Origin of the sequence: Reyranella sp. (genome assembly GCF_004297405.1) — a bacterium.
GTDB lineage: Bacteria > Pseudomonadota > Alphaproteobacteria > Reyranellales > Reyranellaceae > Reyranella.
Genome location: NZ_SCVC01000014.1, coordinates 1 through 20,540, shown reverse-complemented (window position 1 = coordinate 20,540; position 20,540 = coordinate 1). Strand labels below are relative to the sequence as shown.

Genomic DNA, 20,540 nt, shown 5'->3' with positions numbered 1-20,540 from the left:
GCCGGCGTCAGTGGGCGCGATCGATGGCGAAGTCGACCGCTTCGAGCAGAGCGGCCTTGAGCGGCGAGGCGGGAAAGAGGCCGAGCCCGTCGCGCGCCATGGCGCCGTAGTGGCGCGCCCGCTCCAACGTGTCGGACAGTGCGCCATGACGCTCGATCAGCGTCTGGGCCTGTTCGAGGTCGCCGTCACGCTGGTCGAGCTTCTCGATGGTGCGCTTCCAGAATTGGCGATCGACGGAGCCACCGCGCAAAAAAGCCAGGATCACCGGCAGGGTGATCTTGCCTTCACGGAAGTCGTCGCCGACCGTTTTGCCGAGCTTGGCCTCGCGCCCCGAATAGTCGAGCGCGTCGTCGACCAGCTGAAAGGCGATGCCGAGGTTCATGCCAAAGCTCTCGAGCGCCACCCGCTCCGGCCCGTTGCGGCCGGCCACCATGGCCCCAACCTCGGCCGAGGCCGCGAAGAGCTTGGCGGTCTTGGCCTTGATCACTTCGAGATACGTCGACTCGGGCGTGCTGGTGTCGCGCTGGCTGACGAGCTGCAACACCTCACCCTCGGCGATGGTAGAGGAGGCACGCGACAGCACACCCAATATGTCGATCGAGCCGACATCGACCATCAGCTCGAAGGCGCGCGTGAAGAGGAAATCGCCCACCAGCACCGAGGCCTTGTCGCCCCATACGGTGTTGGCCGACGGCTTGCCGCGCCTGAGCGCACTGACGTCGACGACATCGTCGTGCAACAGCGTCGCCGAATGGATGAACTCGACACAGGTCGCGAGCTTGATATGGCGATCACTGCTTTCGGCGTAACCGCAAAGCCTGGCGGCAGCCACCGTGAGCAGCGGACGCATGCGCTTGCCACCGGCACCGACCAGATGATTGGCAAGCTCAGGGATCAGCGCGACCGGTGAACGCATGCGCGCCAGGATCTCGCGATCCACCTGGATCATGTCATCGGCGCACAGCGCCAGCAGCGGTTCGAGGCTTGGCGCCTTGCGTTTGCCTTCGAGAGAGACGACGGTTGCCATAATGAGAGATTAACTCTCCGGTGAAGCCTGACTGTTGCGACACGATGTCGTGAGATGATCCCTAGCATGGAAATGGAGCCGACCGAAAACGCCCTTCTGGGCGGCCGGGTGCGCCTGTTGCAACCGGCTCGCGGCTACCGGATCGCTGTCGACGCGGTCCTGTTGGCTGCCGCGGTCGAGGCCCGGCCTGCTGAACGCATCCTCGACCTCGGCGCCGGCGTGGCCGCGGTAGGGCTCTGCCTGGCAGCCCGTGTGCCCGGCTGCACGATTGTCGGCATCGAGCTGCAGCCCACACTGGCCGCTCTTGGCGTGCGCAATGCCCGACTGAATGAAGTTGACGAGCGCGTGCAAACACTGGTGCACGACCTGGCCGACCCGTTGCCGGGCCATCTCGGTCCTTTCGATCATGTCGCGACCAACCCGCCTTATCTGGCAGCGGCCGTTGCCGATCCCTCGCCCAATCCGAGCAAGGCGTTGGCGACTGTCGAATCGAGCGCCGACCTCGCGCGCTGGCTCGACGTGGCGACCGGCGCGCTCAAACCCGCAGGGACTCTGCTCACAATCCACCGCAGCGACCGTCTCGAAGAGATCGTCGGCCATCTCGCTGGGCTGGGCTGGGGCGAGATCACCGTGAAGCGCCTGCCGCCGGCGGCCCGCGTGCTGGTCCGCGCCCGGCGCGCCAGCCGCCTGCAGCGGACCGAGGCGCCGCCGCTCGTCCTGCATCGTGCGGCCGGCGGCTATACGGACGAGGCCGAGGCTGTGCTGCGCCACGCGCAGCCGCTTATTCTCTAGGGCGCTTGCCTTCCAGAACGACGGCCGCGACAGTGCCGCCCATGCTGAACTGGATCAGGGATCGTTTTCGCTGCGGGCCAGTCGTGCCCGTCGTTCGCCTTTCCGGCGTAATCGCGTCGGGGAGCATGCTGGGTGGCCGCAGCCTGTCGATCGACTCGGTGGCACCGCTGCTCAAGCGCGCTTTCGACACGCGCGGCGCCAAGGCCGTCGCGATCGCGTTAAACTCACCCGGCGGCTCACCGGTCCAGTCGTCGCTGATCGCCCAGCGCATCCGCCTGCATGCGGCTGAGAAGGGCTTGCCGGTGGTCGCCTTCGTCGAAGACGTCGCCGCATCGGGCGGCTATTGGCTCGCCTGTGCCGCCGACGAGATCATCGTCGACCCCAGTTCGATCGTGGGGTCCATCGGCGTGATCAGCGCCGGCTTCGGCTTCCAGGACTTGCTCGCCCGCATCGGCGTCGAGCGGCGCCTGCATACATCCGGCGAGCGCAAGTCGATGCTCGATCCGTTCCGACCCGAACAGGACGAGGATGTCGACCGGCTGAAGCGCCTGCAGGCCGAGATCCACGACGGCTTCAAAGGCTGGGTGCGCGAGCGCCGCGGCAAGCTGCTGCGTGGTGACGAGACCGTCCTGTTCTCGGGTGAGTTCTGGACCGGCAAACGCGGCCTCGAGCTCGGCCTGGCCGACGGCATGGGCGAACTGCGCGCGACCTTGCAGGCGCGCTATGGCGACAAGGTGCGGCTGCCGGTGATCGGCCCGCGCCGCCGGCTGCTATCGCGCTTCGGCTTGCGCGCCGGCCTCGACGACATCGGCCCCTCGGCCCTCGCCGCGGTCGAGGAGCGCTGGCACTGGCAAAGATTCGGACTTTAGGAGACCCGACATGAATCTTCGTTCGCCCGTCCAACCCGACGATCTCGCCGCCGTGCGCGCCTGGTTCGACACGCTGTCGAAACATTGCCGCGCCGTCGACTACGAAAGCGCACGCCCGATCTTTGCCGACGACATGATCGCCTTCGGCACCTTCACCGATTTCATGATCGGCCGCGATCTCGCCGAGCAGAAGCAGTGGCGCAACGTGTGGGGCACGATCCGCGAGTTCCGCTACGACCTCGACAAGATCGAGGCGATCGTCTCGGCCGACCGGCTGACCGCCGTCGGCATGGGCGTGTGGCAATCAGACGGCTTTCATCCCAATGGCGACAAGTTCGATCGCCCCGGCCGCACCACAGTCGTGCTCGGTCGCAAGGCGGTGGGCGACCCGTTCGTGGCCACCCACACGCACATGTCGCTGTTCCGCGGCACGCCTGATCAGAGCTACGGCAAGTTTGCCCGCAGCGCCGTCGTCTAGACGGCGCTCGACAGCTTCAGGCCGATGATGCCGGCGACGATCAGGCCGATCGACGCCAACCGCGCGATGTCGGTCGATTCACCCAGCAGAAAAATGCCGAGGATCGCCGTGCCGACTGCGCCGATGCCGGTCCAGACCGCATAACCCGTGCCGACCGGCAGGGTCTTGAGCGCAATGCCGAGCAGGACAATGCTAATGAGCATCGCCGTGCCGGTCAGGACCGTCGGCACGAGACGCGAAAAGCCATCGGTGTATTTCAGCCCGATTGCCCAGCCGATCTCAAAGAGACCGGCAACGAATAGAATTAACCAAGCCATGGGATGCACCCTTTGCAAGAAGCCGAGCCGTCCCGACACTTGCCCAGTGATGGCGGGGTCGTCCCCGCCGGGCGCGCACTCAGGTAATCAATAAATTGAGCAAAAGCAAGGCGTTACATCCAGGTAACCTTTGCTACGCCGGCCCATGCAATCGATTGCACAAATGTCGCCTAGGCAGGATCCACTGCACCTTTGCGATCGACGATCAGGCGGTACTGATCGGGCTGGCGATGGACGGCGAAGTTGAAGGTGGTCGTCTTGTAGCTCTTGCCGGCATCCAGGTCGCAGCGATGCACCACCAGCTCGTCGCCATCTCCAGCGGCCCGCGCCACCACCTTGCCCGACGGCGCCACGATCATGCTGTCGGCCAGTGAAGGCACGCCTTCCTCGGCGCCACCCTTGGCGACACCGACGACCCAGGTCCCGTTCTGATAGGCCCCGGCCTGCATGGAGAGCTGATTGTGAAACCAGGAATGCTCGTCATGGTCCGGTGACGGCGCATTGTGCAGGGGCGTGTTGTAGCCCAGCAGCACCATCTCCACGTTCTGCAGACCCATCACGCGATAGGTCTCCGGCCAGCGACGGTCGTTGCAGATGCACATGCCCATGTTGCCGCCGAACGCCTTCACGACCGGGAAGCCGAGATTGCCGACCTCAAAGTAGCGCTTCTCCAGATGCTGGAAGGGTCGTTCGGGTTCATGCTCGGCATGGCCCGGCAGATGGATCTTGCGATACTTGCCGACAATGCGGCCGTCACGTTCGACCAGGATCGAGGTGTTGAAGCGGCGCACCTTGCCGTCCTCATTCGCAAGTTCGGCATATCCCAGGCAGAAGCCCATCGCGAGGCGCTTCGCTTCGGTGAAAAGCGGCGCCGTCTCGTTCGATGGCATTTCCTGTTCGAAGAAGGAATCGATCTCGGCCTGGTCGGTCATCCACCAGCGTGGAAAGAAAGTCGTCAAGGTGAGCTCGGGAAAGACCACGAGCTCACAGCCCATGCGTTTGGCCTCGCGCAAATGGGCAATCAGCCGTTCGACCACGTCGCGGCGTGTGTGGCTGCGCTGGATTGGGCCCATCTGCGCGGCCCCGACTGTCAAAAAACGCGTCATCGCCACCATCACCTGCGTGCGGCGACCATTGCCGCGAATGACCCGCACTCTAGGACTAAGGACGCGGCGTGGGCCACCTCTTCTCGCAATCGAGACGGGCGGCCGTTTCCGCTTCGGCATTGCTCTTGGGCCGTGTCCGGCTTTGCGTCGCCGAATCGAGAACGCCAACCGCCTTCGTCAGATACAGGCACAGCCTGAAGAACTCCGAGGCGTTCGAGCATTGATCCTTGTCGATGGCCTCCGTCCTCACGGTATTGACCGGCTCTTCGGGGGAACGAACGCGCTTGGGATCGCGATCACCGTGCAGGCCGGTCATGATCCGCATCACATCCCATGACCTGCCTGAATCATGCCAGCTCATCGTCGGTCCCTTGCGGTTCTCGATACGGCACTGACGGAAATGGAAGAACGGCACCTGGTAGCGCTCGCCGACCTGCGCCCTGAGCTCGCTCTCGTGGAGTCTCGGGTGGAGATTGTCGTAGGTGGTGTGAAACAGGTCGCGGGTGCGATCGAACAACGTCGCCACGGCGGATTCGCCGCGGGCGACGCGGCCGCTGTAGAGCGCGCGCAGCGGATCAGTGACGACGGACGAGCTCTCGAGCCTGGGTGTCGGACATTCGTCGCGACGATTGCCGGCGGAAGGAACCACAGCAGCGCCCTGGTCGCAGTCCGGACTGACCGTTTTACGGCTCGTTCGCACGATCGACTCCGAGGCCAGAATCGGATCGAGAGACGGATCGCTGCTGATCACGATGACAAAGGGCAGAACCGGCTTCTTCACGAAACCCGCTTCCGTCGACTGTGACTCTGCGATGCGCGATCCGAGATAGCGAACGATCTCGTCGGCCGTGGCGGCGCCGAAGTTTTCGAACAACCCGCCATCGGTCACGCGCGCCACCAGCGTTTCCTGCCCGTTCTCCCTACGCCGCATACCGCCGGTTGGCGAGATGCCGGGAAAGCGCGCGCTCATCGTCACGGCCGTGCTGATCGGGATGTCCTCGTTGAGGAAGCGGAAGGTCTCGTAGCGGGTGTCCGGCTGCGAGACGGTACGCGCGACGTCGAGATTGCCGGCGGCATCGGAGACTTGGAACTCCGCATTCGACGTGATGATCCGCTTGCCCTTGACTACGGAGGTACCGTTCAACGCCAGGATCGGCCATGTGCGATCGCCAGCGCGGAACGTCTTGGTGAACCCGTCGCTCCAGTCGAACTTGCGGGGTTTTCCTGGTTCCGCCGAGTCGCGCCAGGCCTGCTCCCAGGCCATCTCCAGCGCGGTCGCTCGATCGAGCGGCCGGCCGAGAAACGACACAGCGCTCATCGGCAGGTCGACGTACATGCCGACACCGAGTGCCGGGCTGAGAAAGTCGCTTTCGAGAAAGTTCGTCGATTGTCGTGGAGCGTCGAGGAGGAACGGCGAGCCGCGGCCTCCGACGGCGCGCCTGTCTTCCTCGACGAGCGACCGGAACACCGTGGCGCCCAGCGAGCCGCCGGAGACGCCGCTGATCAGGAACAGCCGTTCGGCGAAATGCTGTTCCCGCGCCGCCAGTTCACCGAGCACGAGCGATGTCCAGAACCCTGCCCGGCTGGCGCCACCGGCCGTGGCGACCATGATCAGGGGTGGCACGCGCACGTCTTCGGGATCGCGCGGCTGGCCATTGCCCGCGGCTAGCTCATGGAGTGGCGCCACCATGTCGGGCTCGGTATTCGCATCCCACCATTTCAGGAACACTTCCTTGAGAGCGAACCTCGAGCGGGTACCCGCCTCATCTGCAGACCGACCCGGCGCTTCGAAGACGGCGCATTTCGCGCCGCTGCACAGCCGGACATCATGGTGATCGCCGGCGATCACCGGCATGAAGGCGAAGAGAAGCAGAACAGCCGCGAACAAGGGCAGCTTCGTGTAGGCCGCGAGCAGAACGACAAAGCTGAAGGCGGGCGTGATGAGCGCGAGCCCGAACAGCACGACGTTGACGCTGTTGCCGAAACGGTGAGCAGTGCCGACCGGATCGGTCGCGAACAGCCAGAAGAAGACAGGTGACAGCAGCAACGAGGCCGCGAGCACGAACCAGCCCAACCCAAGCGACAGACCGGAGGCGATCCGTGCCAATTTCGTGTCGGGACCCACGCGTTGCCTGATCCTGCTGTTCAGGCCACGGCGCATCCACACCACGAGCAGGAAGATGACGGCCACCAGGCCGATGGCCCACGCATAGCGTTCGTAGACGGCGGCCTCCTCGATCGCATGGGCATCGCGATAGGCGGCATGCCCGGCCTCGAAGGCGAGCGCGACGCAGCCAATGCTGGCAAAGCCGATCAGGCGCGGCGTCCATTCGCAAACCCAGGCATGCCAGGTCTGCCGCCATTCCGGCTCTTCCGGGCCGGGCCGCAGGTAGACCGCGAAGTCGGTGCTCAGGATGAGGCGGGACCAATACCAACCTGTGATGGCCCACAACAGGACGACGGCCAGAAGGCCCAGTTTGGTTCCGAACGAGCTGCCGGGATCGACGCTGGCCAGCACCATATCTCTGGCCTGGTCGGTGAACACCAGCAACGCACCACCGACCACGAGGGCCAGGACTGCAGCGCGACAGGCGTAGAGCGTCACGCCGATCACGCGTATCGCCCACCACCCCGAGGCCGCTACGCCAACCACCTTGAGCCAGAGTTGAGCGCCAGGCATCTCACTCCCCCGCTCCGGCCGCGGCCGATCAATCGAGAGTTGGACTGGCGTTCATTTCATGGCGCCTGTCTGGACTCGTCAAGGTCCGGCGCGTTTCACGTCGTTGGTGAATTCGGCGGAACAGAAAGTGCCACCCTGGAAGAGATCACCCACAGGATCGGGGCCGATCTTGGCCTGCTCCGCTTCGGCGTGTGCGCGGTGATCCTCCGACTTGCCGGTCGGGCGGTAGCCGAGTTCGGTGGCGCGGGAATTGTCCCACCAGCTCGTGGCATTGTCGGAGGCGCCGTAGAGGATCTCGAACCGGATGTCGGGATGCTCCAGCCCAATGCGGATGAGCTGCACGATGTCCTCGGGCGAAATCCAGATCGAAAGCCGGCGCACGTCGAGCGGCCTGGGACCGACATTGCCGATCCTGAGACAGGTCACCGCCATGCCGTGCTTGTCGGAATAGAGCGCGCCCAGCGCCTCGCCGAAGGCCTTGCTGACGCCATAGCGGCTGTCGGGCCGCACCGTGACGTTCGGGCCGATTCGCCGCTTGCGTGGATAGAAGCCGATCGCGTGATTGGACGAGGCGAAGATCAACCGCTTCACCCCGGCCGCGCGCGCGGCCTCGAACATGTTGTAGCAGCCGATGATGTTGGACTGCAGGATCGTGTCCCACGGGCCTTCGACCGAGAAGCCGCCGAGATGAATGACGCTATCGACGCCTTTCACCGCTGCCGCGACTTCATCCGGCTTGGTGAGGTCGGCGGCGACGAAGGTTTCCGTCGGCAGCAGGTCCTTGGGTTCGACCCTGTCACTCAGCACCAGCCCCGGATAGAGCTTGGCCAGCAATGGCCGGATCATGGTGCCGATGCCACCGGCCGCGCCGGTGAACAGAATTTTCCTAGCGTCGGCCATTCTTCTTTCCTCCAGCAAGGGTCCGATAACGCTCCAGTGAGCGCGTGAGATGTTCACGCATGGCGCGTCGGGCCTCGACAGGATCGCCATCCGAGATCGTCGAGACGATACGCGCATGTTCGTGCTGGATGCGCTCCAGATAGATCCGCCGCTCGGCCGGCGTGTCGACGCTGAGCCGCACGCTCTGGCGCGGGATCACATGGCTGCCGAGATAGGCGAGGAAGCGCGGAAACTGGTCGTTGCCGGTCGCCTCCGCGATGGCGCGGTGGAAGGCGAAATCCTCGGCGACGGCGCCTTCGCCACGTTTCAGCGCCGTGTCGATCGACCGCCAGGCCGTACGAATGGCAGCGATCTGCTGGCGCGATGCGCGCTCGGTCGCAAGAGCCGCGGCCTCGACTTCGACCGCGAGCCGCAGCTCCATCACCGCAATGATGTCGCCAAGTGCGGCGGCACCCGAAGCGGCGATGCGGAACGGCCCGGCGGCGGGATCGGCAACATAGGCGCCGGAGCCACGGCGTGTGACCACGAGGCCGTCGGCACGCAGCGCTGCGACCGCCTCGCGCACCACGGTGCGGCTCACGCCCAGCTCGGTCGTCAATGCCTGTTCGGTCGGCAGACGGGCGCCGGGTGCCAGCCGGCCGCCACGGATGTCTGCGCTCAGCCGCGCCATTACCTGCTCGGCCAGATTGTTGGGGGGCCGCTGCTGCCTGTCAGTCATCGGGGGATGCTAGCGTCCGCCGAGTTGTCAGACAATTTCAGTCCGCGAGTTCCAGCATCAGGTTCAGGAGCACCTGCGCGCCGGCCGCGAGGTCGGTGGCTTCGGTATGTTCCTTGACGTTGTGGCTGAGGCCCGCGACCGAGGGCACGAAGATCATCGCCGTAGGGCAGATTCGCTGCATCATCTGCGCGTCGTGGCCCGCGCCCGAGGGCATGCGGCGCGTGCTGAGCGACAGCGCCTTGGCATGATGTTCGACCCTGTCGACGAGGCTCGCATCGAAGATCACCGGCTCGAAGCGCGCCAGCACCTTGGCCTCGACCTCGACCCGCTCGGCCTGCGCGACCTCGGCGATATGCGCGGCGACCTTCGCCTCGGCTTCCTGCAGCTTCGCTTCGTCGGTGTTGCGCAGATCGACCGCGAACACCGCACGATTGGGCACGACGTTGATCAGGTTGGGACGCAGCGCCAGCGATCCCACCGTCGCCACCTGATTTCCGCCCATCTCCCAGGCGAGCTTGCGGGCGAAGACGTTGACCGATGCCGCGAGATAACCCGCATCGCGCCGCAGCCGCATCGGCGTCGTGCCGGCATGGTTGGAAACACCGGTGACCGTGTACTCGGTCCACGAAATGCCTTGCACGCTCTCCACGACGCCGATCTGCACCTTCTCCTCGTCGAGGATCGGGCCCTGCTCGATATGCAGTTCGACGAAGGCATGCGGCTTGAGGGCGCCCGGCTTCGTCGTGCCGAGGTAGCCGATGCGGCGCAGTTCATCGCCGACCGACGCGCCGTCTTTGTCGACCGCGGCATAGGCTTCGTTGAGGCCGATACCACCGGCATAGACCAAGCTGCCCATCATATCAGGCTGGAAGCGTGCGCCCTCTTCGTTGGTGAAGAAGGCCACCGCGATCGGCCGGCGTGTCGTTACGTTGGCCTCGTTCAGGGCGCGGACGACTTCGAGGCCAGCGAGGACCCCGTAATTGCCGTCGTAACGGCCGCCGGTGCGGACCGTGTCGATATGACTGCCGGTCATGACCGGCGGCAAATTCTCGCGGCCAGCGCGCAAGCCGATCACGTTGCCGATCGCATCGACCCGAACCTCGAGGCCGAGCGCCTTCATCCAGCCCACGACCATGTCGCGGCCGAGCTTATCGTCGTCCGTGAGCGCCAGCCGGGCAGAGCCGCCGCCGTCGATGGCGCCAACTGCCGCCAGTTCGTCCAGCGCATCCAGCAGACGCCGTTCATTCATCCGCAACATGATTTCCCCAGCGAAACCAAGACCTTAGACCGTAGCCTTTGTGAGGGCAAAATATCACGCCGCGTTGATCGGGATTGCCTTGCCAGTGCCATGGGCCGACGGCACTTAATCAAGCATCATGTCGCGTCTCCCCGCTTTCCTGCTCGGTGTTCTAGTCGTGATCGCCACGGCCCTGCCGGCCTTCGCGCAATCTGTCGTGCAGACGGACAATGTGCGGGCCGAGTTGCTGGCCGACGTCTCGGCGGTGAAGCCTGGCGAGCCCTTCTGGGTGGGGCTGCGGCAGACCATTCGCCCCAAGTGGCACACCTACTGGAAGAACCCGGGCGAATCGGGCCTGCCGACCGAAATCACCTGGACCTTGCCGCCGGGCGCCAAGGCCGATCCGATCGTCTGGCCGACACCGATCCTGTTCGAGATCGGCGGCATCATCAATTACGGCTTCAAGGACGAGTCGATGCTGCTGGTGCGCATCACGCCACCGGCCGATCTCTCGGGTCCGCTGAAGCTTGAGGCCGCCGCCAACTGGCTAGTCTGCGAGGACGTCTGCATTCCCGAAGAGGGCAAGTTCGAGCTGACCCTGCCGTCGGGCACAGCCGCAACTCCGGCTCCGCCGGCAACGCGCACCCTGTTCGAGCAGGCACGCCGCAACATCCCGACCGAAAGCCCGTGGCCAGCACGCTATGGCGTCGCCCAGTCCGGCGATCCGACTCTGGTCATCGATGCGAAGGGCCTGAAGCCCGACACGATCAGCAACGTCTACTTCTTCCCCGCCGAGTGGGGGCCGATCGCGACCATGGTCAGGCAGAACGCCACGGTCGACGCGAACGGCATCCGCATTCCGCTGAAGCGCGGCGATGCCAAGACGGCATTGCCGCCGCTGCTCGCTGGCACCCTGGTGCTGACCGAGAAGACGGCAGATGGCACGGTGAAGCAGGCCTTCGACGTTTCCGCCAAACTCGATCCTGCCGTCGCCAATACGACCTCGCTGGCCGGCGCAGCCGGCAGCGAAGAGCTGTCGCTCGTCCAGGCCCTGCTCTTCGCGCTGCTGGGCGGCTTGATCTTGAACCTGATGCCCTGCGTCTTCCCCGTGCTCGCGATGAAGGCCGCCGCCTTCGCGCGGCTCGCCGGCCATGATCGTGCCGAGATGCGCCGCGATGGGCTTGCCTATACGGCTGGTGTGCTGGTCTCTTTCGCCGCCATGGCCGCGATCGTGCTCGCGATCCGCTCCGCTGCGGGCGAGGTGAGCTGGGGCTTTCAGTTCCAGTCGCCGATCTTCTCGCTGCTGATCGCTTATCTCTTCTTCGTCGTCGGTCTCAATCTCTCCGGCGTGTTCGAGGTCGGCAATCGTCTGGCCGGAGTGGGCCAAGGTCTGGTCGCGCGTGGCGGCACGACGGGCGCCTTCTTCACCGGCGTGCTGGCGGTGATCGTGGCGACGCCCTGCACCGCGCCCTTCATGGCGGCAGCCCTGGGCTTCGCTCTCGCGCAGCCCGCGCCCGCCACAGTGGCCGTTCTGCTGGCGATGGGGCTCGGCCTTGCCCTACCTTATCTCGCGCTGTCGATGACGCCGGCATTGCAGCGGTTGATGCCGCGGCCCGGCCCGTGGATGGACCGGCTGCGCCAGTTCCTGGCCTTCCCGATGTACGCGTCGGCGGTCTGGATGATCTGGGTGCTGACCCAGCAGACCGGCGCCGACGGCGTGCTCTACGCCTTGGGAGGCATGGTCCTGATCGCCTTCGCGATCTGGCTGCTGGGTGCCGGCTCTACCGCTTCGGCGGGTACGTGGCTGCGTCGAGGTCTGGCCGCCGTGGCCGTCCTGCTGGCCTTCGGCGTGACGCTGAAGCTCGAGGACAGGCCGGCAACGGCCGCGTCGGCCTCGGGCAGCGCCACTGGCGGCGTCAACTTCGACGGCTGGGAACGCTTCTCCCGTGCGCGCATGGCCGAAGCCGTGGCCGCCGGCAAGCCGGTCTTCGTCGATTTCACGGCTGCTTGGTGCATTACTTGCTTGGTGAACGAGCGCGTCGCGCTCGAAACGGCGGCCAGTCGCAAGGCCTTCGAGCAGGCAGGCGTCGTCAAGCTCAAGGGGGACTGGACTAACCGCGACCCCGAAATCACTTCAGTGCTCAAGGAACTCGGACGCGCCGGCGTGCCGCTCTACCTCTACTGGGCGCCAGGCGCCGAAAAGCCGAAGATCCTGCCTCAAGTCCTTACCGAAGCCATGATCCTGTCCGAACTGTCGTCGAGCGAGCAAACCAAACGTTAGGAGGCGAAGATGTCGAACCTTGTCGTTCCCCGTCGTTCGTTGATGCTGGGCACCGCTGCCGCCGCCCTCGTCCCCGCTGCCGCCTTTGCGGTAACCGGCCCCGATGTCGGCAAACCAGCGCCGGCCTTCACGGCGGTCGACAGCAACGGCAAGAGCTGGTCGCTCGCCGACCTCAAGGGCAAGGTCGTCGTCCTCGAGACGACGAACCATGACTGCCCTTACGTTCGCAAACACTACAACGCCAAGAACATGCAGACGCAGCAGCGCGAAGCCGCCGCCAAGGGTGTTGTCTGGTTGACCGTCGCTTCGTCGGCGACCGGCGAACAGGGTTACGTCACCGCCCAGCAGGCCAACGATCTCACCAAGAGCCGCGATGCCGCTCCGGCGGCGGTGCTGCTCGATCCCAAGAGCCAGGTCGCCCGCGCCTATGGCGCCACCGTGACGCCGCACATGTACATCATCGATGCCAATGGCGTGCTGGTCTACAAGGGCGGCATCGACTCGATCCCGTCGTCGGATGTCGCCGATATCCCCAAAGCCAAGCAGTATGTACGCATCGGCTTGGACGAGGTGCTGACCGGCAAGCCGGTCGCCGATTCCTCGACACGCGCCTATGGCTGCACGCTGAAGTATCCCAAGACCTCGACCTGACGGACCTGCCATGCCGCACGACGGCTGGCATCCGCACGACGAGGAGCATCACCATCATCATCACGGTTCGCCGACACGGCGGGCCGTGCTGGCCGCGGCAACCCTGTTGCCCTTCGGTACAGCCAGCGCCCAGACCGTGGACGCCGCGCAGCGCATTGCCGACGCGGCGACCCGGTTTCTCACGAGCCTCGACGATGGTCAGCGCCAGAAGGTGCTGATCGCCTTCGAGTCGGACAACCGTCTGGATTGGCACTACATCCCGCGCAACCGTCCGGGGCTGAGCCTGGGCGAGATGCGTGCCGATCAGGCCGAAGCGGCGCGTGTCCTCTTCGCGTCGGTCCTGAATCCACGGGGGCTGGAACTGCTCGACGGCGTCCGCCTGCTCGAAGGCGTTCTGCGCGAGCAGCAGGGCAGCTTCCGCGATCCCGGCCGCTACTATGTTTCGATCTTTGGCACGCCCGGCCGCTTTCCCTGGGGCTGGCGGTTCGAGGGCCATCATCTCTCGTTGAACGTGGCGCTGCCCGTTGCCGGCCGTATTTCGGTGACGCCGTTCTTCGTCGGCGCTCATCCCGCGACGGTGCGTGATGGCCCCCACCGCGGTTTCCGCCTCTTGGCCACATCGGAAGATTTGGCACGCCAGATCATGGCAGGTCTCACCGACCGGCAGCGTCAGGCTGCCCTCATCGCCAATCGTTCCTTCGGCGAGATCGTGACGAGCCCGCAGCGCGAACGAGACTTGGGCGAGCCGCGCGGTCTGCCGCTGGCCGAGCTCGATGGCGCGCAACGCAATCTCGTCGAAGCGTTGATGGATCGCTTCCTCGGCACCCTGGCGCCCGATCTGGTGGCGGCACAGAAGCGCCGCGCCCTGGAACAGGGAATTACGGCCTTCCGCTTCGCCTGGGCGGGCTCACTGACGCCCGGCGAAGCGCATTACTTTCGAGTCCACGGCCCGGTCACCGTGATCGAACACGACAATACGCAGAACGGCGCCAACCATATCCATGCGGTGTGGCGCGACCTCACCGCCGACTTCGGCCGCGATGCGCTGGCCGACCACTATCGTCGCCAGCCGCATCGCTGAGCCTCGTTCGTCAGTCCATCTGATAGCCTGGCGTCGACTTGGAAATCTTCGTCTCCTCGTCGTCCATACCGTCGATGATGCCCTCGAAGAGCGGCGTCGAGAGGTAGCGCTCGCCAGTATCGGGCAACACGCAGAGCACGACAGAGCCCTGCGGCGCCTTCTCGGCCATCTGAAGAGCGACAGCGAACGTCGAACCGCCAGAGATGCCGGTGAAGATGCCTTCCTTCTGCGCCAGCGCCTTCGCCCACTTCACCCCCTCGGGGCCGGCAATCGGCAGCCGCTCGTCGTAGTACTTCTTGTCGATCGCCTCCTGCAGCACCAACGGGATGAAGTCCGGCGTCCAGCCCTGGATCAGGTGTGGCTCGAAGGCGGGATGGCTGACGGCGGGCGCGCCGTCGGCGGTGCGCTTCTGCGCCTTGCCGCTGCCGATGAGCTGCGCGTTGGCCGGCTCGGCGAGGATGATCTTGGTCTCCGGCCGCTCCTTGCGCAGCACGCGTGCCACGCCGGTCACGGTGCCGCCCGTGCCGTAGCCGCTCACGAAGTAGTCCAAGCGCTCGCCCTTGAAGTCGGCCAGGATCTCGCGCGCCGTGGTGGATTCGTGGATCTCGGCATTGGCCGCCGTCTCGAACTGCTGGGCCAGAAACCAGCCGTTCGCCTTCGCGAGTTCGACGGCCTTCTGGTACATGCCGAAGCCCTTCTGGGCACGCGGCGTCAGGACGACCTTGGCGCCCAGCATGCGCATCAGCTTGCGACGCTCGATCGAGAAGCTTTCCGCCATGGTAACGACCAGCGGATAGCCCTTCTGGGCACAGACCATGGCCAGCCCGATGCCGGTATTGCCGCTGGTCGCCTCGACCACCGTCTGGCCGGGCTTCAGCGTACCGTTGCGCTCCGCCGCTTCGATGATGTTGACGGCCAGCCTGTCCTTCACCGAGGCGGCCGGGTTGTAGGCCTCGGCCTTGACGTAGATCCGGACGCCCTTGGGACCCAGATTGTTGATCCGGATGCAGGGCGTATCGCCGATCGTGTCCAACACGCTGTCGAACAGGCGACCGCGCCCCTCGGTCGTGCGAAGCTTGGTGCTCGTGGCCATTCTTGTCTCCATTGCGAGATGAAGGACCACCCTACCATGCGGCGCCCTTTCGGCTAGGATCAGGCGATGAAACGCCGCTCCTTCCTTGCCGGCACCATTGCCAGCCTCAGCCTGCCTGCCCTTACGTCTTCAGCGCGAGCCCAGGGTGATGCCCTGCCCTCGTGGAACGATGGACCTGCGCGGCAGTCGATCCTCGATTTCGTGACACGCACGACGACGATCGGTGGGCGTGACTGGATTCCCGTGCCCGAGCGCATCGCCACTTTCGACAATGACGGCACGCTGTGGACCGAGCAGCCGATGTACTTCCAGGTGATGTTCGCGATGGATCGCGTGCGCGCGCTGGCTGGCCGCAATCCGCAATGGCGAACGCAGGAACCGTTCAAGTCGGTGCTGGCCAACGATCGCGACGCGCTGGCGGCGTTGGGTGAGAAGGGCCTGCTCGAGATCGTGGCGGCAACGCACACCGGCCTGACGACCGAGGAGTTCCGCCAGATCGTGCTCGACTGGCTCGCGACGGCGCGCCATCCGCGCTTCAAGCGGCCCTATACCGATCTCGTCTTCCAGCCGATGCTCGAATTGCTGGCCTTGCTGCGGGCCAACCAGTTCAAGACCTACATCGTCTCAGGCGGCGGCATCGAGTTCATGCGACCGTGGACCGAGCGGGTCTACGGCATTCCGCCGGAGCAGGTCGTGGGTTCCTCGGGCGTTACCCGCTACGAGCTGCGCGCCAACGACCGTCCCGTGCTCCTCAAGGAGCCGAAAGTGCTGTTCATCGACGACGGCCCAGGCAAGCCGGAGGGCATCAACCAGTATATCGGCCGCCGACCGGTCTTTGCTTTCGGCAATTCCGACGGCGATCAGCAGATGCTGGAATGGACGGCCGCCGGTGCGGGCGCCCGCTTCATGGGCCTGGTGCACCATACCGACGCGGTGCGCGAATATGCTTACGATCGGCAGTCAGCGGTCGGCCGGCTCGACAAGGCCTGGAACGAAGCCGTCCGCCGTAAGTGGACGGTTGTCGACATGAAGAACGACTGGAAAGTGATCTATCCCTTCGAGCTGAAGTAGGTCACTTCGCAGGGCGTGCTTGTGCCCGCATCTGTTTGCGGATGAGTCCAATGAAGGTACGTGCCGAGGGTGGCAGGGTGCGTTCGCGTTTATAAGCAATGCCCATCTCGGCCATCGGGAGCGTCTTCCGCCACGGCAGGTCGAGGATCGCAAAACGTCCGGTGAACAGGCCTTCGGCCAATTGGCTCATATGGCTGATACCGATGGCGTCCGTCTCGGCAACGATCTTGCGACTGACCCGGGCAGAAGACACTGCGATCGACGGCAAGATATTGCCCGTCACGGGATCGACCGTGAAGCCAGGGTCGATATCGTCGATCAATCCGACCTGAAGATGCGACATGCTCGTGAAGACAAAGGGAAACTTGCGAACATCATCGGGCCGCAGCGGAGACTTCCTCAAGAGAGGATGGCCTGCCCGGCAAAAATAGACGCCTTGCAGCGAACCGAGGGGTTCGACGCGCAGCGCCGGCATGCCGCGCAACGACGTGATATCGAACACGGCAAAGTCGACCCGATCGGTCATCAGCATGCCGGCCACGGCGGCCCATTCCCGTTCCAGAAGCTCGAGGCGAATGGACGGATGCGCATTGATAAGGTCGATGGCAGCCGGCAGGACCGCGATGTCATGGATGTACGTCCCGGCGGCAACGCGCAGCCGGCCGCCGCGGCCATCGCGCACGAGCTGCAGGCGGTTGGAGATCGCCTCCGCGCGGGTCACGAGTTCGTCGGCCATCCTGAGCACATCGTCGCCGGCCGGCGTCGCCACGACATCGCGGCGTGATCTTTCGAAGACGCGCAGGCCCAACTGCTTCTCGAGAGCTGCAATGTTGCGGCTAAGTGTTGGCTGGCTGATGCGCAGTGCCGCGGCTGCCCGCCCGAAATGCCGGTGCTTGGCAAGGACGACGGCGTATTGCAGCAACTTGAGGTCGATTTCCATTCGCGAACCGTATCGTCTGTGGCGTTGTCTTGCATCGATGTTCGGAAGAATTTGCACGCATACTTCGATCTGGAGACAAACCGATGACCAAGGGCAAATTCGGCCGCATGCTGTCCGCAGCGGCGCTATTCGTCGGCATATCGGGCGGCGTCCCGCCGGCCAACGCGCAGACGCCGGCCAGACCCAACATTCTCGTCATCATGGGTGATGACATTGGTCTCTGGAATATCAGCGCCTACAACCGTGGGATGATGGGCTACCGGACGCCCAATATCGACCGCATCGCCCGCGAAGGCGCGATCTTCACCGACTATTATGGCCAGCAATCCTGCACGGCAGGACGCGCCGCCTTCATCACCGGCCAGTCGCCCATTCGCACCGGCCTGTTGAAGGTCGGCCTACCCGGCGCTCCGGAAGGACTGTCGGAAAAGGATCCGACCATCGCCGACCTCCTGAAACCGATGGGCTACGTGACCGGCCAGTTCGGCAAGAACCATCTCGGCGACCGTAACGACTTCCTCCCGACGGTGCACGGTTTCGACGAGTTCTTCGGCAACCTCTACCACCTCAATGCCGAGGAAGAGCCGGAGAATATCGACTATCCGAAGGATCCAACCTTCAAAGCCAAGTATGGACCGCGAGGCGTGCTGAAGTGCGTCGCCACCCCTGCCGAAACGCCGGGGGAGGATCCGCGCTTCGGCAAGTGGGGCAAGCAGAAGTGCGAAGATACCGGGCCGCTTACCAAGAAGCGCATGGAGACGGTGGACGAGGAATTCCTCGCCGCGTCGCTCGACTTCATCGATCGAGCCAATCGCGACAAGAAGCCGTTCTTCGTTTGGTCGAACTCGAGCCGCATGCACATCTGGACGCACCTGAAGAAGGAGTCCGAAGGCAAGACCGGTCTCGGGGTCTACGCTGACGGCATGGTCGAGCATGACGGCCACGTCGGCCAGCTTCTGAAGAAGCTCGACGACCTCGGGATTACCGACAACACCATCGTGATCTACACGACCGACAACGGTGCCGAGGTCATGAGCTGGCCGGATGGCGGTACCACGCCGTTCCGCGGCGAGAAGAACACCAACTGGGAGGGCGGCTACCGCGTGCCTGCGATGGTGCGCTGGCCCGGCCTTGTCAAGCCGGGCACCGAGATCAACGAGGTGTTTTCCGCCGAAGACTGGATGCAGACATTGCTGGCCAGCGCGGGCGAGACTAACCTGCAGGCCAAGCTCATGCAGGGCGCCACCTTCGGGGCCAAGACCTTCAAGGTCCATCTCGATGGCTATGACCAGCGCGAGCTGCTGAAGAACGGCACGGGCAGCGCCCGCAAGGAGTTCTTCTACTGGACCGATGACGGCGGGCTGGCCGGCTTGCGTTACGACAAGTGGAAGCTCGCTTTCATGGAGCAGCGCAGCCATGGCTTCGACGTCTGGCAGGATCCGATGGTGACATTGCGCGTCCCCAAGCTGTTCGACCTCAAGGCCGATCCGTTCGAACGCGCCGACCATGACGGCATGGGCTACGCCCGCTGGCGCATCGACCGTATCTTCCTGCTGGTGCCGGCGCAGGTGTATGTCAGCCGCTATCTCCAGACGCTGGTCGAGTTCCCGCCGCGCCAGAAGCCGGGCTCCTTCAACATGCAGGGCGTTCTCGACAAGCTCATGTCCCCACCGCAGGGCGTGAACTAGCCAGCCGCGAGACTCAGAGCGGCTGTCGCGGGCGCGGTGCCATAGAGTGGCCCCGACAGCCGCAGGTCTGCGGCCTGCACGGGTTGGCAACGAGCCGGGAAGCAGGATATGGAACTTGGTATGGCAGACGTGCACCCGGCCGGTGCGGCCCTGCATTCCGACATGATCCGCATTCCCGGCGGCACCTTCCGCATGGGCTCGGACCATCACTATCCCGAGGAGAAGCCTGCGCACACCGTGACGGTCGGCGGCTTCTGGATCGATCCGACGCCGGTCACCAATGCCCAGTTCCGCGCCTTCGTCCAGGCGACGGGCTACGTGACCTGGGCGGAGATCGCCCCCGACCCGAAAGACTATCCCGGCGCCCGGCCCGAGATGCTGAAGGCCGGCGGGCTCGTCTTCACGCCGCCCAGCAAGCCCGTCGATCTCGCCGACTGGAGCCAGTGGTGGCGCTTTACCTTCGGCGCGACCTGGCGGCGACCCTATGGCAAGGGCAGCCACATCGGTGGACTGGACGATCACCCTGTCGTCCAGGTCGCCTTCAAGGACGCGGAAGCCTACGCAAAGTGGGCGGGCAAGGAGCTGCCGACCGAAGCCGAATGGGAATTCGCGGCACGCGGCGGGTTCGACAGTGCGGAGTTTGCCTGGGGTGACGAATTCACGCCCGGCGGCCAGCACATGGCCAATACCTGGCAAGGTAGCTTCCCGCACGAGAACACGCGCGTTGACGGCTGGGCCCGCACCTCGCCGGTGCGCACCTTCCCGGCAAATGGTTACGGCGTCCACGACATGATCGGCAATGTCTGGGAATGGACCACCGACTGGTATTCGTCGAAGCATCCGGCCGATGCCGCCAAGGCCTGTTGCGTGCCGGAGAACCCGCGCGGCGGTCCGGCCGAGGCGAGCTACGATCCGCGCCAACCGCAGATCCAGATCCCGCGCAAGGTGCTGAAGGGTGGCTCGCATCTTTGCGCACCGAGCTACTGCCGGCGCTACCGTCCGGCGGCGCGCCACGCCGAGGCTGTCGACACCACGACCAGCCATGTCGGTTTCCGCTGCATCGTGCGCCATGCGGCCGGCGGCTAGAGCATTCGCCTCCCTGCTCTTAGCTGCCGCAGCGGCATTCGGATCGAGTGCGCATGCCGAGGAATCCAACGAAGTCTGGCCGGAGGCGCAGGTCCACTACTGGTTCAACGAGCACAAGTCGCGTGCGATCCTCATGGGCTCGCTCAGCCGCAACCGTGACAGCAGCACGACCTACCAGGCCGAACAGGGGCTCACCTTCGAACACCAGTTCGCCAACTACTTCCTCGGCCGCATCGGCTACCGGCATGGCGCCTCGACCGAAGGCGGCGCCTACAACGAGAACCGCCTGCTCCTGGAACAGACGTTCCGCCTCTATCTTCCCTCGAAGGTGATCGTCGACGCCCGCACGCGTGAGGACTTCCGCTGGCTGGACAGTGGCTTCGCGGTGCGCCTGCGCGAGCGACTACAGGTCCAGCGCGACGTCACGATCGGAAACTACACCTTCACGCCCTACACTTCGGCCGAGGTGTTCTTCGACACGCGCTACGGCCAGTTCGCCCGCTATCGCCTGACACTGGGGACGAC

19 protein-coding genes are annotated in these 20,540 nt (G+C 65.0%); 10 read left to right on the top strand and 9 right to left on the bottom strand.

Features of this window, described 5'->3' with window-relative positions; genetic code table 11:
- Positions 1 to 7 precede the first annotated feature (7 nt).
- Positions 8 to 1,027 carry a polyprenyl synthetase family protein gene (locus EPO50_RS12270; RefSeq protein ID WP_296344358.1) on the bottom strand — a complete coding sequence of 340 codons (1,020 nt, stop codon included), beginning with the start codon at positions 1,025 to 1,027 and terminating at the stop codon, positions 8 to 10.
- Positions 1,028 to 1,099: 72 nt separating this feature from the next.
- On the opposite strand from EPO50_RS12270, the gene EPO50_RS12265 reads away from it, so the two are divergent.
- Genes EPO50_RS12265 through EPO50_RS12255 form a run of 3 tightly spaced genes read left to right on the top strand, consistent with a single transcriptional unit; the run spans position 1,100 to position 3,166 of the window.
- Positions 1,100 to 1,819 (top strand): methyltransferase, encoded by a 720-nt coding sequence (locus tag EPO50_RS12265; protein WP_296344357.1) that lies wholly within the window; start codon positions 1,100 to 1,102, stop codon positions 1,817 to 1,819.
- A gap of 41 nt (positions 1,820 to 1,860) precedes the next feature.
- Positions 1,861 to 2,688 (top strand): S49 family peptidase, encoded by an 828-nt coding sequence (locus EPO50_RS12260; RefSeq protein WP_296344389.1) that lies wholly within the window; start codon positions 1,861 to 1,863, stop codon positions 2,686 to 2,688.
- Between the two features lie 10 nt (positions 2,689 to 2,698).
- Positions 2,699 to 3,166: a ketosteroid isomerase gene (locus EPO50_RS12255; protein WP_296344355.1), complete on the top strand. Its 468-nt coding sequence runs from the start codon at positions 2,699 to 2,701 to the stop codon at positions 3,164 to 3,166.
- Here the strand turns inward: EPO50_RS12255 and sugE are convergent.
- The 6 genes from sugE to EPO50_RS12225 all read right to left on the bottom strand — a co-directional run bounded on the left by sugE (position 3,163) and on the right by EPO50_RS12225 (position 10,136).
- Positions 3,163 to 3,483: a quaternary ammonium compound efflux SMR transporter SugE gene (gene sugE / locus EPO50_RS12250; protein ID WP_296344353.1), complete on the bottom strand. Its 321-nt coding sequence runs from the start codon at positions 3,481 to 3,483 to the stop codon at positions 3,163 to 3,165. The genes EPO50_RS12255 and sugE overlap by 4 nt on opposite strands.
- Positions 3,484 to 3,653: 170 nt before the next feature.
- A complete protein-coding gene (locus EPO50_RS12245) occupies positions 3,654 to 4,589 on the bottom strand; it encodes an N-carbamoyl-D-amino-acid hydrolase (RefSeq protein WP_296344351.1) in 936 nt (311 codons plus the stop codon).
- 55 nt (positions 4,590 to 4,644) lie between these two features.
- Positions 4,645 to 7,269: a hypothetical protein gene (locus EPO50_RS12240; protein ID WP_296344350.1), complete on the bottom strand. Its 2,625-nt coding sequence runs from the start codon at positions 7,267 to 7,269 to the stop codon at positions 4,645 to 4,647.
- 78 nt (positions 7,270 to 7,347) lie between these two features.
- Entirely contained in the window at positions 7,348 to 8,169 is an 822-nt protein-coding gene (locus EPO50_RS12235; RefSeq protein ID WP_296344348.1) for an NAD(P)-dependent oxidoreductase, read from the bottom strand.
- Positions 8,156 to 8,887: a FadR/GntR family transcriptional regulator gene (locus EPO50_RS12230; protein WP_296344346.1), complete on the bottom strand. Its 732-nt coding sequence runs from the start codon at positions 8,885 to 8,887 to the stop codon at positions 8,156 to 8,158. The genes EPO50_RS12235 and EPO50_RS12230 overlap by 14 nt, the downstream gene beginning before the upstream one ends.
- Positions 8,888 to 8,924: 37 nt before the next feature.
- Positions 8,925 to 10,136, bottom strand: a complete 1,212-nt coding sequence (locus tag EPO50_RS12225; RefSeq protein ID WP_367268039.1) for a Zn-dependent hydrolase — start codon at positions 10,134 to 10,136, stop codon at positions 8,925 to 8,927.
- Positions 10,137 to 10,263: 127 nt separating this feature from the next.
- On the opposite strand from EPO50_RS12225, the gene EPO50_RS12220 reads away from it, so the two are divergent.
- Genes EPO50_RS12220 through EPO50_RS12210 form a run of 3 tightly spaced genes read left to right on the top strand, consistent with a single transcriptional unit; the run spans position 10,264 to position 14,137 of the window.
- A complete protein-coding gene (locus EPO50_RS12220; protein WP_296344342.1) occupies positions 10,264 to 12,405 on the top strand; it encodes a protein-disulfide reductase DsbD in 2,142 nt (713 codons plus the stop codon).
- A gap of 9 nt (positions 12,406 to 12,414) precedes the next feature.
- Complete coding sequence (locus tag EPO50_RS12215) at positions 12,415 to 13,056, top strand: thioredoxin family protein (protein WP_296344341.1); 642 nt, start codon at positions 12,415 to 12,417, stop codon at positions 13,054 to 13,056.
- A gap of 10 nt (positions 13,057 to 13,066) precedes the next feature.
- A complete protein-coding gene (locus EPO50_RS12210) occupies positions 13,067 to 14,137 on the top strand; it encodes a DUF3500 domain-containing protein (protein ID WP_296344339.1) in 1,071 nt (356 codons plus the stop codon).
- Between the two features lie 10 nt (positions 14,138 to 14,147).
- On the opposite strand, the gene EPO50_RS12205 is transcribed toward EPO50_RS12210, so the two are convergent.
- Complete coding sequence (locus EPO50_RS12205; protein ID WP_296344337.1) at positions 14,148 to 15,230, bottom strand: PLP-dependent cysteine synthase family protein; 1,083 nt, start codon at positions 15,228 to 15,230, stop codon at positions 14,148 to 14,150.
- Positions 15,231 to 15,296: 66 nt separating this feature from the next.
- Between EPO50_RS12205 and EPO50_RS12200 the strand changes: the two genes are divergently transcribed.
- On the top strand, positions 15,297 to 16,301 hold the full coding sequence (locus EPO50_RS12200; protein WP_296344336.1) for an HAD family hydrolase: 1,005 nt from the start codon (positions 15,297 to 15,299) through the stop codon (positions 16,299 to 16,301).
- A 1-nt stretch (position 16,302) separates the two neighbouring features.
- Here EPO50_RS12200 and EPO50_RS12195 read toward each other — a convergent pair whose 3' ends face one another.
- On the bottom strand, positions 16,303 to 17,241 hold the full coding sequence (locus tag EPO50_RS12195) for a LysR family transcriptional regulator (RefSeq protein ID WP_296344334.1): 939 nt from the start codon (positions 17,239 to 17,241) through the stop codon (positions 16,303 to 16,305).
- 107 nt (positions 17,242 to 17,348) lie between these two features.
- Here EPO50_RS12195 and EPO50_RS12190 point away from each other — a divergent pair, with 107 nt between their 5' ends.
- From EPO50_RS12190 to EPO50_RS12180, 3 genes are all read left to right on the top strand, one after another.
- Positions 17,349 to 18,929 (top strand): arylsulfatase, encoded by a 1,581-nt coding sequence (locus EPO50_RS12190; RefSeq protein WP_296344387.1) that lies wholly within the window; start codon positions 17,349 to 17,351, stop codon positions 18,927 to 18,929.
- A gap of 120 nt (positions 18,930 to 19,049) precedes the next feature.
- A complete protein-coding gene (locus tag EPO50_RS12185) occupies positions 19,050 to 20,015 on the top strand; it encodes a formylglycine-generating enzyme family protein (protein WP_296344332.1) in 966 nt (321 codons plus the stop codon).
- Positions 19,999 to 20,540: DUF2490 domain-containing protein (locus EPO50_RS12180; RefSeq protein WP_296344331.1), on the top strand; the 542-nt coding region annotated here is incomplete at its 3' end. The genes EPO50_RS12185 and EPO50_RS12180, both read left to right, overlap by 17 nt.

Bases quoted from the DNA above. Each gene is read 5' to 3' on its own strand.
- EPO50_RS12270 (WP_296344358.1), bottom strand. From the start codon at position 1,027: ATGGCAACCGTCGTCTCTCTCGAAGGCAAACGCAAGGCGCCAAGCCTC.
- EPO50_RS12265 (WP_296344357.1), top strand. From the start codon at position 1,100: ATGGAGCCGACCGAAAACGCCCTTCTGGGCGGCCGGGTGCGCCTGTTG.
- EPO50_RS12260 (WP_296344389.1), top strand. From the start codon at position 1,861: ATGCTGAACTGGATCAGGGATCGTTTTCGCTGCGGGCCAGTCGTGCCC.
- EPO50_RS12255 (WP_296344355.1), top strand. From the start codon at position 2,699: ATGAATCTTCGTTCGCCCGTCCAACCCGACGATCTCGCCGCCGTGCGC.
- sugE (WP_296344353.1), bottom strand. From the start codon at position 3,483: ATGGCTTGGTTAATTCTATTCGTTGCCGGTCTCTTTGAGATCGGCTGG.
- EPO50_RS12245 (WP_296344351.1), bottom strand. From the start codon at position 4,589: ATGACGCGTTTTTTGACAGTCGGGGCCGCGCAGATGGGCCCAATCCAG.
- EPO50_RS12240 (WP_296344350.1), bottom strand. From the start codon at position 7,269: ATGCCTGGCGCTCAACTCTGGCTCAAGGTGGTTGGCGTAGCGGCCTCG.
- EPO50_RS12235 (WP_296344348.1), bottom strand. From the start codon at position 8,169: ATGGCCGACGCTAGGAAAATTCTGTTCACCGGCGCGGCCGGTGGCATC.
- EPO50_RS12230 (WP_296344346.1), bottom strand. From the start codon at position 8,887: ATGACTGACAGGCAGCAGCGGCCCCCCAACAATCTGGCCGAGCAGGTA.
- EPO50_RS12225 (WP_367268039.1), bottom strand. From the start codon at position 10,136: ATGAATGAACGGCGTCTGCTGGATGCGCTGGACGAACTGGCGGCAGTT.
- EPO50_RS12220 (WP_296344342.1), top strand. From the start codon at position 10,264: ATGTCGCGTCTCCCCGCTTTCCTGCTCGGTGTTCTAGTCGTGATCGCC.
- EPO50_RS12215 (WP_296344341.1), top strand. From the start codon at position 12,415: ATGTCGAACCTTGTCGTTCCCCGTCGTTCGTTGATGCTGGGCACCGCT.
- EPO50_RS12210 (WP_296344339.1), top strand. From the start codon at position 13,067: ATGCCGCACGACGGCTGGCATCCGCACGACGAGGAGCATCACCATCAT.
- EPO50_RS12205 (WP_296344337.1), bottom strand. From the start codon at position 15,230: ATGGCCACGAGCACCAAGCTTCGCACGACCGAGGGGCGCGGTCGCCTG.
- EPO50_RS12200 (WP_296344336.1), top strand. From the start codon at position 15,297: ATGAAACGCCGCTCCTTCCTTGCCGGCACCATTGCCAGCCTCAGCCTG.
- EPO50_RS12195 (WP_296344334.1), bottom strand. From the start codon at position 17,241: ATGGAAATCGACCTCAAGTTGCTGCAATACGCCGTCGTCCTTGCCAAG.
- EPO50_RS12190 (WP_296344387.1), top strand. From the start codon at position 17,349: ATGCTGTCCGCAGCGGCGCTATTCGTCGGCATATCGGGCGGCGTCCCG.
- EPO50_RS12185 (WP_296344332.1), top strand. From the start codon at position 19,050: ATGGCAGACGTGCACCCGGCCGGTGCGGCCCTGCATTCCGACATGATC.